12 protein-coding genes (1 of these 12 cut by a window edge) are annotated in these 15,548 nt (G+C 74.6%); 8 read left to right on the plus strand and 4 right to left on the minus strand.

What is annotated here, in order from left to right:
• Window positions 1-3: 3 nt before the first annotated feature.
• Window positions 4-1,038, minus strand: coding sequence for a Bug family tripartite tricarboxylate transporter substrate binding protein (locus QE401_RS19790; RefSeq protein ID WP_307139815.1), 1,035 nt, complete (start codon window positions 1,036-1,038; stop codon window positions 4-6).
• A 97-nt stretch (window positions 1,039-1,135) separates the two neighbouring features.
• Window positions 1,136-1,945 carry an IclR family transcriptional regulator gene (locus QE401_RS19795; protein ID WP_307139816.1) on the minus strand — a complete coding sequence of 270 codons (810 nt, stop codon included), beginning with the start codon at window positions 1,943-1,945 and terminating at the stop codon, window positions 1,136-1,138.
• Window positions 1,946-2,046: 101 nt separating this feature from the next.
• Here QE401_RS19795 and QE401_RS19800 point away from each other — a divergent pair, with 101 nt between their 5' ends.
• From QE401_RS19800 to QE401_RS19820, 5 genes are all read left to right on the plus strand, one after another.
• Window positions 2,047-2,835, plus strand: a complete 789-nt coding sequence (locus QE401_RS19800) for an enoyl-CoA hydratase/isomerase family protein (protein WP_307139817.1) — start codon at window positions 2,047-2,049, stop codon at window positions 2,833-2,835.
• A gap of 213 nt (window positions 2,836-3,048) precedes the next feature.
• A complete protein-coding gene (locus QE401_RS19805; RefSeq protein ID WP_307139818.1) occupies window positions 3,049-7,170 on the plus strand; it encodes a hypothetical protein in 4,122 nt (1,373 codons plus the stop codon).
• Between the two features lie 74 nt (window positions 7,171-7,244).
• Window positions 7,245-8,387 carry an exonuclease SbcCD subunit D gene (locus QE401_RS19810; RefSeq protein WP_307139819.1) on the plus strand — a complete coding sequence of 381 codons (1,143 nt, stop codon included), beginning with the start codon at window positions 7,245-7,247 and terminating at the stop codon, window positions 8,385-8,387.
• 5 nt (window positions 8,388-8,392) lie between these two features.
• Complete coding sequence (locus QE401_RS19815; RefSeq protein WP_307139820.1) at window positions 8,393-11,419, plus strand: AAA family ATPase; 3,027 nt, start codon at window positions 8,393-8,395, stop codon at window positions 11,417-11,419.
• Window positions 11,419-11,814 (plus strand): DUF3293 domain-containing protein, encoded by a 396-nt coding sequence (locus tag QE401_RS19820; protein ID WP_307139821.1) that lies wholly within the window; start codon window positions 11,419-11,421, stop codon window positions 11,812-11,814. Before QE401_RS19815 ends, QE401_RS19820 begins: the two co-directional genes overlap by 1 nt.
• Before the next feature lie 132 nt (window positions 11,815-11,946).
• Here the strand turns inward: QE401_RS19820 and QE401_RS19825 are convergent, their stop codons facing one another.
• Complete coding sequence (locus QE401_RS19825) at window positions 11,947-12,453, minus strand: YciE/YciF ferroxidase family protein (RefSeq protein ID WP_307139822.1); 507 nt, start codon at window positions 12,451-12,453, stop codon at window positions 11,947-11,949.
• Between the two features lie 130 nt (window positions 12,454-12,583).
• Complete coding sequence (locus tag QE401_RS19830) at window positions 12,584-12,883, minus strand: con-10 family general stress protein (RefSeq protein ID WP_307139823.1); 300 nt, start codon at window positions 12,881-12,883, stop codon at window positions 12,584-12,586.
• Between the two features lie 188 nt (window positions 12,884-13,071).
• Between QE401_RS19830 and QE401_RS19835 the strand changes: the two genes are divergently transcribed.
• The 3 genes from QE401_RS19835 to QE401_RS19845 form a co-directional block, all read left to right on the plus strand.
• Entirely contained in the window at window positions 13,072-13,281 is a 210-nt protein-coding gene (locus tag QE401_RS19835; protein ID WP_307139824.1) for a hypothetical protein, read from the plus strand.
• Between the two features lie 121 nt (window positions 13,282-13,402).
• Window positions 13,403-14,197: a class II glutamine amidotransferase gene (locus QE401_RS19840; protein ID WP_307139825.1), complete on the plus strand. Its 795-nt coding sequence runs from the start codon at window positions 13,403-13,405 to the stop codon at window positions 14,195-14,197.
• A gap of 160 nt (window positions 14,198-14,357) precedes the next feature.
• Window positions 14,358-15,548, plus strand: partial view of a PAS domain S-box protein gene (locus QE401_RS19845; protein WP_307139826.1) — the start only. The gene runs 1,929 nt beyond the window's last position; the window shows 1,191 of its 3,120 coding nt (coding positions 1-1,191); its start codon is at window positions 14,358-14,360; its stop codon lies beyond the right edge, outside the window.

Consider the following 15,548-nt stretch of genomic DNA (forward strand, 5'->3'; position numbering starts at 1 on the left):
CTGTCAGCCGGCGTCGAGCTGCAGCCCCTCGCGCCGCACCACCTCGCCCCATTTCTCGGTCTCGGCGCGGACGAATTCGGCATATTGCGCCGGCATGCCATAGGCGGGCACGCCGCCCATCTCGGCGAAGCGCTTCTGGGTTTCCGGCATCTCCAGCATCGCCTTGATCTCGGCGTTCAGCGCGGCCACCGCCGCCTCCGGCGTGCCGGCGGGGTAGAAGGCGCCGAACCAGGAATTCACCTCGTAGCGGGCGAGTTCCGGCGCCACCTCGCGCATCGCCGGCAAATCCGGCAGCTGCGGGTTGCGCTCGGCGCTGGTGACGCCGAGCGCCCGCACCTTGCCCGCCCGCACCTGCTCCACCGCGCTGGTCAGATTGTCGAAGCTGAACTGCACCTCGCCCGCCACCAGCCCGACCATGGCCGGGCCGGCGCCACGGTAATGCACGGCGATGGAGCGCGTGCCGGTGAGCTGGCTGAACCAGACGGTGGAGAGATGCGGCGACTGCCCGACCCCCGGCGTGCCATAGCTCAGCTTGCCGGGATTCTCCTTCGCATAGGCGATGAACTCCTGCGCCGTGCTCACCGGCAGGGAGGGATGCACCACCAGCACATTCGGCCCGCGGATCATGTTGGAGACCGGCACCAGCTGGTCGGCGCGATAGGGCAGGTTGCGGAACAGCGAATAGGCAATGGCCTGCGGCCCGATATTGCCGAGCAGGATGGTGTGGCCATCGGGGCGGGCGCGCGCCACCTCCGCCGTGCCGATGGTGCCGCCGGCGCCGGAGCGGTTGTCCACCACCGCCGGCTGGCCCCAGCGCGGCTGCAGATGCGCCGCCAGCAGCCGCCCCATGATGTCGGTGGTGCCGGCCGCGGCGGCGGGCACCACGATGCGCACGCTCTGGCTCGGCCGCCAAGGGCTGCCCTGGGCGCTGCTGCCCTGGGCGCGCAGCAGGCGCGGCGCGGCCAGCGGCGCCAGCAGCCCGGCGCCGCCGAGCGCCAGCAGGCGGCGGCGCGGCCAGGCGGGGATGGGGCGGGTCATCATCGTCTCTCCCTTTGCTGCGGCCGCCTTCAGGCGGTCCGCTCTTGCCGGGGAGTTGAGCCGATGCGGCCCCGCCTGTCATTCCAAAAAGGGAATGCTATTCCGTATTCCGCATGCTGCGCCGCGGAAACAGCGCCTTGCCGGTGAACTCCGCCACCTCGCGCAGCTCGGTGCCCAGGCGCGGGAACACCTCCGGCGCGTGCTGCCCGGCGATGGCGATGCCGGAGACGCCGAAGCGCGGCTGGCCATTCTGGTCGGCGACCAGGGCGGCCACCGTGATCAGCCCGCGATAGAGCTGGTTCTGGTCCACCGCCCAGCCGGTGCGGCGGGCTTCCTCGACATCGGCCAGGTAGGAATCGAAGCTGGGCGGGTCCTGCCAGCGCAGGGTGGCGAAGCGGCGGCGCAGCTCGTCCACCGGCAGGTCGAGGGCGGCGGCGACGCAGCGCCCGACCGCGCCCACCAGCATCGGCAGCCTGAGGCCGAGCCGCATCTCCACCCGCACCGCCGTGTGGCTGTGCGCGCGGTCGACCAGGATGATGTGACCATCCTCGGTGACGCGCCACAGCACGATCAGCATGTCGTGGTTCAGCGCCAGCCGCTCCAGCTCGGGGCGGATCAGCTCGGCATGGCTGACGCCGATCAGCCCGGCGGCGAGCTCGGCCACGGCCAGCCCCAGGCTGTAGGTCTTGTCGCTGTCGTTGAAGGCGACGAAGCGGGCCCGCGCCAGGGTGCGCAGGATGTTGAAGCAGGTGGACGGGCTGATCCCCGTGCCGCGCGCGACCGCCGCGACGCCGAGCGGCGCGGTGGCCCCCGCCAGATGCCGCAGGATGCGGATGGCATGCGCGACGGCGCCGACATCGCGCGGCGCGGCGGCATCGCGTTCGGGGGGAGCCAGGGCCGTGTCCATTCGATATCCCGATTGATTTCCCGTATCCGGAATGTAGCCTGCCGCGACAGCAAGGCAAAGCCGGACCGGTCACGACCGTGCCGCAGAGGGAGGAACAAGCGATGGCGGATCAGGCAGGGCAAGCGCCGGTGATGCAGCTGCGGCAGGAGCGCGATGGCCCGGTGCTGGTGCTGACGCTGGACCAGCCGGCGCGGCGCAACGCGCTGTCGCCGCCGCTGCGCGCCGAGATGGCTGCGGTGCTGGACCGCGCCGAGGGCGATTCCACGATCCGCGCCATCGTCGTCACCGGCGCCGGCGGCACCTTCTGCTCGGGCGGCGACCTCTCCGGCATGGAGGTCGGCTCGGCGCTGCAGGGGCGGGAGCGGCTGCGCCCGGCGCATCAGATGATCCGCCTGCTGGTCGCCGGCTCGAAGCCGGTGGTGGCGGCGGTGGAGGGCTGGGCGGCCGGCGCCGGCCTGTCGCTGGCCTGCGCCTGCGACAGCATCGTCGCCGCCGAGGATGCCCGCTTCATGGCCGCCTTCGGCAAGGTCGGGCTGATGGCCGATCTCGGCCTGCCCTTCACCCTGCCGCAGCGGGTCGGCCCCGCCCGCGCCCGGCAGATTCTCTTCTACGGTGAGCCGATGGCCGCCGGGGAGGCGCTGCGCATCGGGCTGGTCGACCAGCTGGCGCCGCCCGGCAAGGCGCTGGAGGCGGCGCTGGCCCGGGCGCGGATCCTGGCCCGCCAGGCGCCCGCCGCCATCGCGCTGACCAAGCAGATCCTGGCGGAGGGGCTGGACCGCGCGCTGGAGGCGGAGCGGCACTACCAGTCGCTGCTGTTCCTCTCGGCCGACCATGCCGAGGGCAAGGCCGCCTTCTTCGGCAAGCGCGAGCCCGGCTTCACCGGCGGCTGACGCCGCCCGGCCGGGCGCGGGCGGCCCGCCATTTGAGGCACCGCCCGCCGGCCCGCCCCATCCCCCGCATGCTAGACCGATCCCGCCGGCCGGGCCGCCACGCGGCCGCGCCGGGTGCCGCGGTGCGCCGCGGCCATCGCCGGCCATGGCCTCACCCGCCATGCGCCGGACCTCCGCGGCGCAGAAGGCGCCCGCAGAACGGCAGGATGCGGGATGGCGAACATCATCGGCAGCAGCGCGGCCAATGCGCTGACCGGCACGGCCGGGGACGACATGATCCAGGGGCTGGGCGGCCATGACACGCTGTCCGGCGGCGACGGGGCGGATATCCTCTCGGGCGGCGATGGCGATGATGTGCTGCTGGGCGGCCGCGGCGCCGACACGCTGCATGGCGGCGCCGGCAATGACGTGTTCCGCTACCTCTCCCTGGCCGAGCTGAGCCAGGACCGCATCGTCGATTTCAGCGGCGGCGACCGGCTCGACCTTTCCGGCATTGCCGGGCTGCGCTTCATCGGCACGCAGAATTTCAGCGGCGCGGGGATGGAGGCGCGGCTCTCCTGGCAGGGCGGCGCCACCTTCCTCTCCATCGACATCAACGGCCTGTCGCGCGCCGAGGCGGTGCTGCGGCTGGAGGGCGTGCTGCGGCTGGTGGAGCTGGCGCCGGGGCAGCTCGGCCTGGCGCCGCCGGTGCTGGCCAACGGCACCGCCGGCGATGACCGCCTCTCCGGCGAGGCCGGGGATGACCGGCTCTCCGGCCTCGGCGGCGATGATGTGCTGCGCGGCGCGGGGGGCGACGACACGCTCTCCGGCGGCGAGGGGCAGGACTGGCTGCAGGGCGGTGAGGGCGGCGACCTGCTGCTGGGCGGCGCCGGCGGCGATGTCTTCCACTATGCCGGCATGGCGGAGCTGGAGGGCGACCGCCTCGGCGATTTCGACGATGCCGACCGCATCGACCTCTCCAACATCGAGGGGCTGCGCTTCATCGGCGATGCCGCCTTCACCGGCACGCCCGGCGAGCTGCGGCAGAGCGGCAAATGGCTGCTGCTGGACGCCGATGGCGATGGCGCCGCCGAATACAGCGCCTGGGTCTCCGGCACCGGCATGCTGCGGGAGACCACCTCCGGCTCGCTGCTGCTGCGCCGCGCCAGCCCGATCGTCCTCACCGGCGGCGACCTCGCCGACCGGCTGACCGGCGATGCCGGGGCCGACCGGCTGGAGGGCAATGGCGGCGCCGACATCCTCTCCGGCCTTGGCGGCGATGACCGGCTGGTGGGCGGCGACGGCAACGACACCCTCGATGGCGGCAGCGGCAACGACTTCCTCGAAGGCGGCGCGGGCGACGACCAGCTCTCCGGCGGCGATGGCGACGACACCCTCTCCGGCGGCGCCGGCGCCGATGTGCTGGTGGGCGGGCTGGGCGCCGATGTGCTGCGCGGCGGGGCGGGGGCGGATGTGTTCCGCTACCAGCGCGCCGCCGAGCTCGCCGGCGACATCATCCGCGATATGGAGGCGGGCGACCTGCTCAGCCTCTCCGCCCTCGGCGCCTTCCGCTTCATCGGCGAGGACGCCTTCTCCGGCGCCGGCATGGAGATCCGCTTCGATGGCGGCACGCTGTCGATCGACCAGGATGGCGATGGTCGCGCCGAGATCACCGCCGCCATCGACACCGGGGGTCGGCTGCTGGAAGGCAATGTCGCCGGCTCCCTGACCCTGGTGGTGGCGCGCGACCGGGTGCTGTCCGGCACGGCGGGCGACGACCTGGTCGCCGGCGGCCCGGGCGCCGACACGCTGAGCGGGCGCGACGGCAATGACACGCTGCTGGGCGGCTCGGGCAATGACACGCTGCTCGGCGGCAATGGCAATGACACGCTGGATGGCGGCAATGGCGACAATGTGCTGGAGGGCGGCCTGGGCTGGGACATCTTCCGCATCAGCCCCGAGACCAGCGGCCGCTTCACCACCGACACCATCCGCGACTTCAACCAGGCCGACCGGCTGGATCTGAGCGGCTTCGCCGGGTTGGTCTGGGTGGGGGAGGGGCTGTTCAGCGGCGTGCGGCCGGAGGCGCGGCTGCTGCGCGGCGCCACCGGCAGCCGCATCGAGATCGACCGCGATGGCGATGGCGTCGCCGACCAGGCGGTGCAGCTCAATGGCGTCGGCGCGGTGAAGGAGACCGAGCCCGGCTCCCGCCAGCTGCGCACCGTGCCGGGCATCTCGGTCGCCGGCAATGATCTCGCCAACATCCTGGTGGGCTCCGATGGCGATGACAGCCTGACCGGCTTCGGCGGCAATGACACGCTGGTGGGCTGGGCCGGGCATGACACGCTGCTGGGCGGCGCCGGCAATGACGTGCTGCGCGGCGAGACCGGCAATGACGTGCTGCAGGGCGGCGATGGCGATGACACGCTGCTGGCCGGGCTCGGCCGCGACGTGCTGACCGGCGGCGCCGGCGCCGACTATTTCCGCTACAAGAGCGTCGCCGAGATCGGCCTGCTCGAGGACCGCATCACCGATTTCGAGCTGGCCGACCGGCTCGACCTCTCGGCGCTGGGCGAGCTGAGCTTCAGCCCGGCCGGGCTGACCGGCCGCGCCGGGCAGATGACGGTGCTGGAGGGCTGGGGCGGCCGCGATGCCGGCTGGACCTTCCTGGCCATCGACCTCGATGGCGATGGCCGGCCCGACGCCATGCTGGCGCTGGAGGGCGACATGGCGCTGGAGGAGCTGGGCAGCGGCAGCCGCATCCTGCGCCGGGTCGCCGATGCCAGCCTGACCGGCGGCGCCGGCAACGACACCCTGACCGGCGGCGCCGGGCAGGACCGGCTGTCGGGGCTGGAGGGGGATGACCGGCTCTCCGGCCTGGGCGGCGCCGACCAGCTCTCGGGCGGTGGCGGCCATGACACGCTGGATGGCGGCGCCGGCAATGATCTGCTGATGGGCGAGGCCGGGGATGACACGCTGCTGGGCGGCGCCGGCCAGGACACGCTGCGCGGCGGTGATGGCAATGACCTGCTGGTGGGCGGCGCCGGCGCCGACACGCTGATCGGCGGCGCCGGCAACGACATATTCCGCTACCTCGCCGCCGGCGAGCTGGAGGGCGACCGCATCACCGATTTCCAGGCGGGCGACCTGATCGACATGACGGCGCTCGGCGCCCGCTTCATCGGCGGCGACGCCTTCCTGGCCGATGGCACGGCGCAGCTGCGGGTCTGGCAGCTCGGCGTCACCTGGCTGGCGGTGGATGCCAATGGCGATGGCGTGGCCGATGCGGTGATGAGCCTGGGCGACGCCACCCCGCTGGAGGAGACCGCGCCCGGCTCCGGCCTGCTGCGCCGCGTCGCCGACCAGTCGCTGAGCGGCGGCGCCGGCAATGACACGCTGACCGGTGGCGGCGGCCATGACACGCTGCTCGGCCTTGATGGCAATGACACGCTGTCGGGCGGCGCCGGCAATGACACGCTGGATGGCGGCGCCGGCGCGGACTGGCTGCGCGGCGGCGCGGGCAGCGACACGCTGCGCGGCGGCGCCGGGGCCGATGTCTTCCGCTGGGAGGCGGAGGACCTCACCGGCTCGGCCACCGACATCGTCACCGACTTCGCCGTGGGCGACACGCTGGATCTCTCCGCCCTCGGCGCGCGCTTCCTGGGCAGCGCGCCCTTCGGCGCCGGCGGCGAGGCGGAGCTGCGCCAGAGCGGGGTGATGCTGCTGGTCGACCTGAATGGCGACGGCTTCACCGATGCCAGCCTGCAGCTCAACGCCCTGCCGGGCACGCTGCAGGAGACCGCGCCCGGCTCCGGCCTGCTGGTGCTCTCGGCGCCGCAGACCCTGACCGGGGGGGAGGGGCGCGATTTGCTGAGCGGCCTCGGCAATGCCGACACATTGTCCGGGCTGGGCGGCGATGATGTGCTGGCCGGGGGCGGCGGCAATGACGTGCTGCTGGGCGGCGCCGGCAATGACGTGCTGCTGGGCGGCGAGGGCGATGACCGGCTGGTGGGCGGCGCCGGCGCCGACACGCTGACCGGCGGCGCCGGCAATGACCGCTTCGTCTTCGCCAATGGCGACAGCGGCAATGACAGCGTGGCGCGCGACACCATCACCGATTTCAGCGCCGCCCCCTATGCCGACCAGCTCGACCTCTCCGGCATCGATGCCGATCTGACGGTGGCGGGGGACCAGACCTTCACCCTCAATCTCAGCGGCAGCTTCAGCGGGGCAGGTCAGCTGGTCTTCGCCGATGGTGTGCTCTACGGCAATGTCGATGCCGATCTCGGGGCGGATTTCCAGATCGGCCTGCCGGGGGTGGCCAGCCTCGCCGCCTGGAATTTCTGGGCGCTCTGAGCTAGGCCGGGCGGCCATCCCCGTCCGGCCGCTGGTCCGGGCCGGGGCGCCGCCCCTCCTTGCCCGGAGCCGCCATGCGCATCCTGCACACCGCCGACTGGCATCTCGGCCGCGCCCTGCACGGCCAGCCCTTCCTGCCCGAGCAGGAATGGCTGCTGACCGGCGCCTTCCTCGATGCGGTGCGGGAGGCCAGGCCCGACCTGCTGGTGATCGCGGGCGACCTCTATGACCGCGCCGTGCCGCCCGCCGCCGCGGTGGAGCTGCTGGGCGAGGTGCTGCGGGCGGTGATCCAGGGGCTCGGCGTGCCGGTGCTGCTGATCGCCGGCAATCATGACGATGCGCGGCGCCTCGGCTTCGCGGCCCCTCTGCTGGGGCCGGCCGGGCTGCATATCGCGGGCTGCGCCAGGGGGCGTTCCTTCCTGTTCCAGGACCGGCATGGCCCGGTGCGGGTGCTGGCCGCCGATTACGGCGCGCCGGCGCATCTGGCCGAGCTGTTCGGCCCGGATGCCAATATCCTCGACCATGAGGCCGGCTTCGCCGCCAGCATGGCGCATCTGCGCGCCCAGCTGCGCCCGGGCGAGCGCAGCCTGGTGGTCGCGCATGCCTTCGTGCAGGGCGGCGAGGAAAGCGAGAGCGAGCGGCTGCTGCAGGTGGGCGGCAGCGGCGCCGTCTCGGCCGCGCATCTGGCCGGCTTCCACTATGTCGCGCTCGGCCATCTGCACCGGCCGCAGGCGATGGCGGGCGGGCGCATCCGCTATGCCGGCTCGCCGCTGGGCTATTCCTTCTCCGAGGCCGGGCAGCAGAAATCCCTGACCCTGGTCGAGCTGGACGCCGCCGGCGGCGTGCGGACCGAGGCGCTGCCGCTGCCGGCGCGCCGCCCGCTGCGCCTGGTCCAGGGCACGCTGGAGCAGGTGCTGGACGCCGCCGAAGGGCCGGGGCGGGAGGATTGGCTGCAGGTCTGGCTGGCCGATCGCCCCTTCGACGCCATGGCCCGGCTGCGCGAGCGCTATCCGAATGTGCTCGATCTGCGCTTCGCCGCCGCGCCGGCCCAGCCCGGCCTGGCCCTGCCGCGCGCCGCCGCCCGCGCCGCGCCGCTGGAGACGCTGGAAGCCTTCTGGCAGGCGGTGCGCGGCGAGGCGCTGCCCCAGGCGGCGCGCGCCGACGCCCAGGCCGCCATTGCTGCCGCCATCGCCGCCGCCGAGACCGGGGAGGGCTGAAGCCCATGCGCCCGCTGGCCCTCCGCCTCTCCGCCTTCGGCGCCTATGCCGGGGCGCAGGATTTCGATTTCGCCGCCCTCGGCGCGCAGCGCCTGTTCCTGATCCACGGCCCCACCGGCGCCGGCAAGACGACGCTGCTGGACGCGCTCTGCTACGCGCTGTTCGGCGAGAGCAGCGGCGCCGAGCGCGACGCGCAGCATCTGCGCAGCCACCATGCCGAGCCGGGCGCCGCCAGCTGGGTGGAGCTGGATTTCGCCCTCGGCGCCACGCGCTACCGCATCCGCCGCGCGCCGCGGCAGGAGGCGATCGGGCGCGGCGGCAAGCTGGTGCAGCGCGCGCCGGAGGTGACGCTGTGGGAGCTGCGCGGGGATGACACGCCGCATCTGCTGGCCGACCAGGAGCGCCGCGTGGCCGATGCGGTGGCCGAGCTGCTGGGCTACCGCGCCGAGGAATTCCGCCAGGTGGTGCTGCTGCCGCAGGGGCGCTTCCGCGAGCTGCTGACCGCGCCGCCCGGCAAGCGGCAGGAGATCCTGGCGACGCTGTTCCGCACCGTCCTCTATGACCGGGTGGAGGATGAGCTGCAGCAGCGCGCCCGCGCCGCGCTGGAGGCGGCGAAGCTGGCCGAGCAGCACCGCCTGACCCTGCTGGGCCAGAGCGGCGCCGCGACGCCGGAGGCCGCCGCCGCCGCGCTGGCCGCGCTGGAGCGGCAGGCGGCGGAGGCGGCGCGGCAGGCGGAGGAGGCGGCCTCGCGGGAGCTGGGGGCCCAGGCGGCGCTGGCCGCCGGCCGCGACATCGCCCGCCGCCTGGCCGAGGCCGCCGCCAGCACCGCCCGGCTGCGCGACCTGCAGGCGGAGGCGCCGCGCCGCGCGGAAGAGGCCGCGGAGCTGCGGGCGGCCCGGCGCGCCCAGGCGCTCTCCGGCGAGGCCGCGACCCTTGCCGCCGCCCAGGCGCAGCAGGCAAGGGCCAGCGGGCAGGCGCAGCAGGCGGCGCGGGAGGCGGCCGCCGCCCTGGCGCGCTCCGACGCCGCGCAGGCCGCCCTGGCCGACGCCCCGCAGCGCCAGGCGGAGGCCGAGGCGCTGCGCCAGCGGGAGGAGGCGCTGCGCCAGGCGCGCGAGGATGCCCGGCAACTGGCGGCGCTGGCGGCGGATCAGGCCCAGGCCGAGGCGGCGCTGGCGGCGGCGGAGCGCGCCCTGGCCGAGGCCCGGGCGCGGCAGCAGCGCGCCCAGTCCGGCCTGCAGGCCGCCGAGGCGGCCGCCCGCGCCGCCGAGGCGGCCGAGGCCGGCCTGCCCGCCCTGCGCCAGGCGCGCGACCGCGCCCTGGAGCGCGACAGGGCCGCGCGCGATGCCGCCGACCTCACCGCCATGCTGGTGAGGCAGGAGGCGGATCTGGCCACCGCCCGCAGCGCCGAGCGGAAGGCCGAGGCCGGGCACGCCACGGCGCGGGAGGCCCGCCAGGCGGCGGAGCGCGCGGCGCGGGCGCTGCTGGCGGCGCATTTCTCCGCCTCGCTGCGGCCGGGCGAGCCCTGCCCGGTCTGCGGCGCGCTGGACCACCCCGCCCCGGCCGCCTCCGGCGGGGAGGCGCCGGATCCCGAGGCGGCCCTGGCCGCTGAGCACGCGGCCGAGCAGGCGCTGTCCGCCGCCCGCCAGGCGCGCGAGGCGGCGGAGCGCGCCGCCCAGCGCAGCCAGGACCGGCTGGCCGATCTGCGCGCCCGCCTGCCCGACCTGCCGCCGCCCGAGGTGGTGGCGGTGGCGCGCCAGGAGGCCGAGGCGGCGCTGGCGGCGGGGGAGCGCGCCGCCGCCCCCGCCGAGGCGGCACGCCGCGCCCTGCGACAGGCGGCGACGGCGCTGCAGACCGGGCTGGAGGAGGCCGCCCAGGCCGCCGAGGCGCGGCAGGGTGCCGCCCTGGCCTGCGAGCGCGCCCGGGCCCTGGCCGCCGCGCAGCGCGACCGCCTGCCCGAGACGGCGCGCGATGCGGCGGCGCTGGAAGCGGCGCTGCGCGACAGCACCGCCCGCCGCGCCGGGCTGGAGAAGGCGCTGCTGGCGCAGCAGCGCGAGGGCATCGCCGCCGAGGCCGCGCTGCAGGCGGCGCGCCAGGCCGAGGCCCAGGCCGCCCGCCAGCGCGAGGAGGCCGAGGCCGAGGCCGCCCGGGCCGGGGCGGCGCTGCAGGCCGCCGCCCGGGCCGCCGGTTTCGCGGATGCCGCGGCCGCCCGCGCCGCGCAGCGCCCGCTGCCATTGCAGGAGGCGCTCTCCGCCGGGCTGGAAGCCTATCGCCGCGAGCTGCACCAGGCCGAGACGCGCAGCCATGAGGCGGCGCTGGCCGCCGCCGGCCTCGCCGCGCCCGACCTGCCGGCGCTGGAGGCGGCGGCGGAGCAGGCGCGGGCGGGCGCCGCCGAGGCCCGCGCCGCCGCCGGCAGCATGGCGGAGCGCCTGGCGGCGGCGCGCCGCCAGCGGGAGGCCATCGCCGCGGCCGAGGCCGCGCTGGACGCCGCCCGCGCCCGCCACGCCGTGCTGCACGACCTTGCCGAGACGGCGCGCGGCAAGAATGACCGCAAGCTGACGCTGCAGGGCTTCGTGCTGGCCGGGCTGCTGGACGAGGCGCTCTCGGCCGCCAATGCGCGGCTGGAGGGCATGCTGGGCGGCCGCTACCGGCTGCGCCGGCGGGAGGAACCGGGCCGCGCCATCGGCCTCGACATCGAGGTGCTGGACGAATGGACCGGGCGGGAGCGTCCGGCCGGCACCCTCTCCGGCGGCGAGGGTTTCTGTGCGGCGCTGGCGCTGGCGCTGGGCCTGGCCGACACGGTGCAGGCGCATGCCGGGGCGCGGCGCATCGATGCGCTGTTCATCGATGAGGGCTTCGGCACGCTGGACGAGGAGGCTTTGGACAAGGCGATGGATGTGCTGGCGGCGCTGCCGGCGGGGGACCGGCTGGTCGGGCTGATCAGCCATGTGCCGGAGCTGCGCGGCCGCATCCCGGCGCGGCTCGAGGTCACGCCCGGGCCGCGCGGCAGCCGGGCGCGCTTCGTGCTGGGCTGATGTTCTCCGCCAGCGCGCCGTTCCGCGATGCCTATGCGGCGACGACCTACCGCTTCGGCGCGGTCGGGCTGCGCATCGGGCGGCGGCATGGGGTGGACCGGCTGCTCGGCCGGCTGCGCTGCCGCCGCGCCGCCGTGCTGACCGCCTGGGATCCGTTCTCGGTGGAGCGCGGCGCCGCCGCCAACCGCGCGGCCCAGGCCCGGCTGCGCGCGCTGCTGCCGCGCGCCCTGCCCGGTTGCGGCGTGCCGGACGATCCCGCCAGGCGGGGCGAGGCGATGCTGCTGGCGCCCGGCCTGGCGCCGCGCGAGGCGGCGCGGCTGGCGCGGCGCTGCCGGCAGAATGCCATCCTGCTGCTGCGCCGTGGCGCGGCGCCGGAACTTCACCTGCTGCGCTGACGGCGCCTGCAGCCAGGCCGGCGGCGCGGTGCGGATATCGGCTGTGCAGCACGCAAAGAAACCGGGCCGGAAGATTCCGGCCCGGTGGTTCCGCCCATCCCGCCGGCCGCCATAGCCAGCGGCCAGGAAAGATCAGGCCGCCTGCTTCAGGGCCTGCGGGTTGATCTTGCCATTGGCCATCTTGTTGAGGAGGGTGTCGGTCTCCTTCTCCTCCTGCAGATTGGCCTCCAGCAGCGCCAGGATGTCCTGCTTGCCGCTGACCTTGGCCCAGGCGATCAGCGTGCCATAGCGGGCCATCTCGTAATGCTCCACGGCCTGGGCGCTGGCCACCAGGCCGGCGTCGCGCACGGCGCTCGGCTGCGGCGCCTCTTCCAGCAGCTCCTCGCATTCCTCGATCAGGCCGTTGATGGCCTCGCAGGTCACGCCCTGGGCGCGCTTGCCCAGCGCCTCGAACACCTGCTGCAGGCGCTCGATCTGCCCCTGCGTCTGGTCGCGGTGCAGCAGGAAGCCCTCACGCAGCTCCTCGCTCTGCGCCGCCTTGGCCATCTTGGGCAGCGCCTTCAGGATCTGCCGCTCGGCGTAATAGATGTCCTTCAGCGTGTGCAGGAACAGGTCGTCGATGCTCTTGATGCCAGCCATGGGAATTCCTTTCCTTGTCTGGCGCGGTCTCGGCGCGCGCCTATCGCCTCAATCGCTGCCGCCACCGCGGGTTACACGGCGGGCGCATGAAAAACGGCGCCGCCCCGAAGGGCGGCGCCGCTGTCGTGGATCAGGAACGGCCGCCCTGCGAGTTCTGGCCGCCCTTGCGCCCGGCCTCGCTAGCCTTCTCGCGGTCATTGGCGAAATTGCCGCCCGAGCCGCTGCCACCCGAGGCATTGCCGCCCGAAGCGTTGCCGCCGCCATGCGAGTTCTGGCCGCCCTTGCGGCCGGCTTCCGCCGCCAGCTCATGATCCTGCGCGAAGGGGCGCTTCTCGGCCGGCACGCTCTGGCCACCCTTGGAGGCGATGTCGCGCTGCTTGTTCTCGTCCATCGACGCGAAGCCGCGATTGCTGGTGTTGTTGTTCGCCATGGAGAAGTTTCCTTATCCTGTCTGCATTGTTTCAGCCGGCGCCGCGTGGCGGGCTGTGCTGGATCAACCGGGCCCTTGCGGCCATGTTCCGTGACAACTCTGTCATCTTGGCCGTCGCAACCGCGGGGCGCCGCGCCGTCTTGCAGGCGCGGGGGCCGCGTTCCGCCCCGCAGCGCAGGAGTAAGGCGATGAGCAACAATCCCCGCTTCCCCGAGGCCCGTCCCTCCGAGGTCGGGCCGCATGACGTCAATGAGGAGCAGAACGACCCCAAGGCGAAGCTGCGCAAGCCGGAGCGGGATTATGCCAATGAGACCGGCGGCCAGGCCGCGGCGGTCGGGCCGCGCGGCAGCTCTCCCGGCGCCAGGCGCCTGACGGAGCGCGATGGCGGCCAGGGCTGAGGCGCCGGCCGCAGGGCCGTGGCGGGCGGCGGCCTTGCGGCGCCGCCCGCGCTTCAGAATGGTTGCGGCCAGGACCGGCTGCGGCGATGATGCCGGATCATTGCCTGCCGGGCCCGACGCGATGTGCCGCTTTCTTGCCTATCGGGGCGAACCGATCTTCCTCTCCGATCTGGTCTGCGCCCCGGCGCATTCGCTGATCCACCAATCCCTGCACGCGGATGAGGGCAAGACCGTCACCAATGGCGATGGCTTCGGCCTCGGCTGGTATGGCGAGCGGGAGGAGCCCGGCCTCTATCGCGAGATCCGCCCGGCCTGGTCGGACGAGAATTTGCGCTCGCTCTGCCGCCAGCTGCGCTCGCGCCTGTTCTTCGCGCATGTGCGCGCCTCCACCGGCACCTCGACCACCCGGGCCAATTGCCATCCCTTCGCGTATGGCCGGCAGCTCTTCATGCACAATGGCCAGGTCGGCGACTATGCGCGCATCAAGCGGCGGATCGAGGCGCTGATCCCCGACACGCTCTACGCCCATCGCCAGGGCACCGGCGACACCGAGGCGCTGTTCCTGGCCGCCCTGGCCGATGGGCTGGAGGAGGATCCGGTCGGCGCCATGGCGCGCACCCTCGGCCGCGTGCTGGCACTGATGCGCGAGGCCGGCAGCCGCCAGCCGCTGCGCTTCGCCGCGGCGCAGAGCGACGGGGAGGGCATGACCTGCTACCGCTGGTCCTCCGACGAGCGGCCGCCCTCGCTCTATTACCGCGAGGCGAGCTGCGGCGTGATGGTGGTGTCGGAGCCGGTGGATGAGCGCGGCGCCGGCTGGCAGCCCATCCCGCCCAATGCGGTGCTGCGCGTGCGCGAGGGGCGGCCGGCCGAGCTGCTGCCCTTCACCGTCGCGCCGCCGCGGGCCGCCGCCGCCTGAGCGCGGCGCGGCGCCCGGACACGCCGCCCGCCGAAGGGTGGGCGCAGCCTTTCCCGCAGCGCGGCGTTGAGGCCGCACGGCGCCTGGCGGCCGGCCCGCCCGGGGCGCCGGGCCGGGGCCGCGCGGGCCATGATCGAGACGAGGCGGAGATGGCGGGCCGATGATGGAGCCGCGGCGGCAGGACGGCATCGGCGAGCAGGCCTCGCCCTTCCCCGGTGGCAATCCCTGGGGGGAGGGGGAGATGGCGGAGCGCATGCTCGGCCATGACTGGTCGTGCTGCCCGCTCGGTGCCCCGGCCGCCTGGCCGCAGAGCCTGCGCACCACGGTCGGGCTGATGCTGCCGGCCCAGGCGCAGATCGTGCTGTTCTGGGGCGAGGATTGCATCGCCTTCTACAACGACGCCTATGCGCCGACGATCGGCCACAAGCACCCGCATGCGCTGGGCCGCCCGGCGCGGGAATACTGGTCGGAGCTGTGGGACGATCTGGGCCCGCTGCTGGAGCAGGTGCGCCGCACCGGCCGCACCCTGCACGCCCAGGACCGCCCCTTCTACATCGAGCGGCATGGCTATCCGGAGACGGTCTATTTCGACATCTCCTACTCCGCCGTGCCGGATGAGCGGGGCGGGGTGGGCGGCGTGCTGTGCATCGTCAGCGAGACGACGCAGCGGGTCGAGGGCGAGCGCCGGCTGCGCCAGAGCGAGGCGCGGCTGCGCGGCGTGCTGGAGGGCATGGGCGAGGCCTTCCTGCTGTTCGATGCCGAGCTGCGGCTGCGCGATGCCAATGGCGCGGTGCTGCGCCTGCTCGACCGCCCGCGCGAGGCGCTGCTCGGCCTGTCGCCCGGCGAGATCTGGCCTGAGCCGGCGCCCGGCGCGGCGGGCGAGGCGGCGGAGGCCGCCGAGGCCGAGGCCGGGGCGGGGCTGCTGCGCTTCTGCCGCGGCGCCCTGGCCCTGCCGCGCCATGGCGTGGCCGAGCCCTATTCGGCCGAGCAGCCCTTCCCGCGTACCGGCGGCGGCACGCTGTGGCTGGAGCTGCGCGCCTATCCGACCGCCGAGGGGCTGGCGGTGTTCTGCCGCGACATCACCGAGCGGCGCCGGGCCAGCGAGCAGCTGCGCGAGGAACGGCGCATGCTGGAGACGCTGAACCGCACCGGCGCGGCGCTGAGCGCCGAGCTGGAGCCGGAGCGGCTGGTGCAGATGGTCACCGATGCCGGGCTGGAGCTGAGCGGCGCCTCCTTCGGCGCCTTCTTCTACCGCGACGAGACGCAGCCCGCGACGGCGGCGGCCGCCTATCCGCTCTACGCCCTGTCCGGCGCGCCGCGCGCCGCCTTCGCGCATTTCGCCGCCCCGCGG

The organism is Pseudoroseomonas cervicalis (genome assembly GCF_030818485.1).
GTDB classification, from domain to species: Bacteria; Pseudomonadota; Alphaproteobacteria; order Acetobacterales; family Acetobacteraceae; genus Pseudoroseomonas; species Pseudoroseomonas cervicalis_A.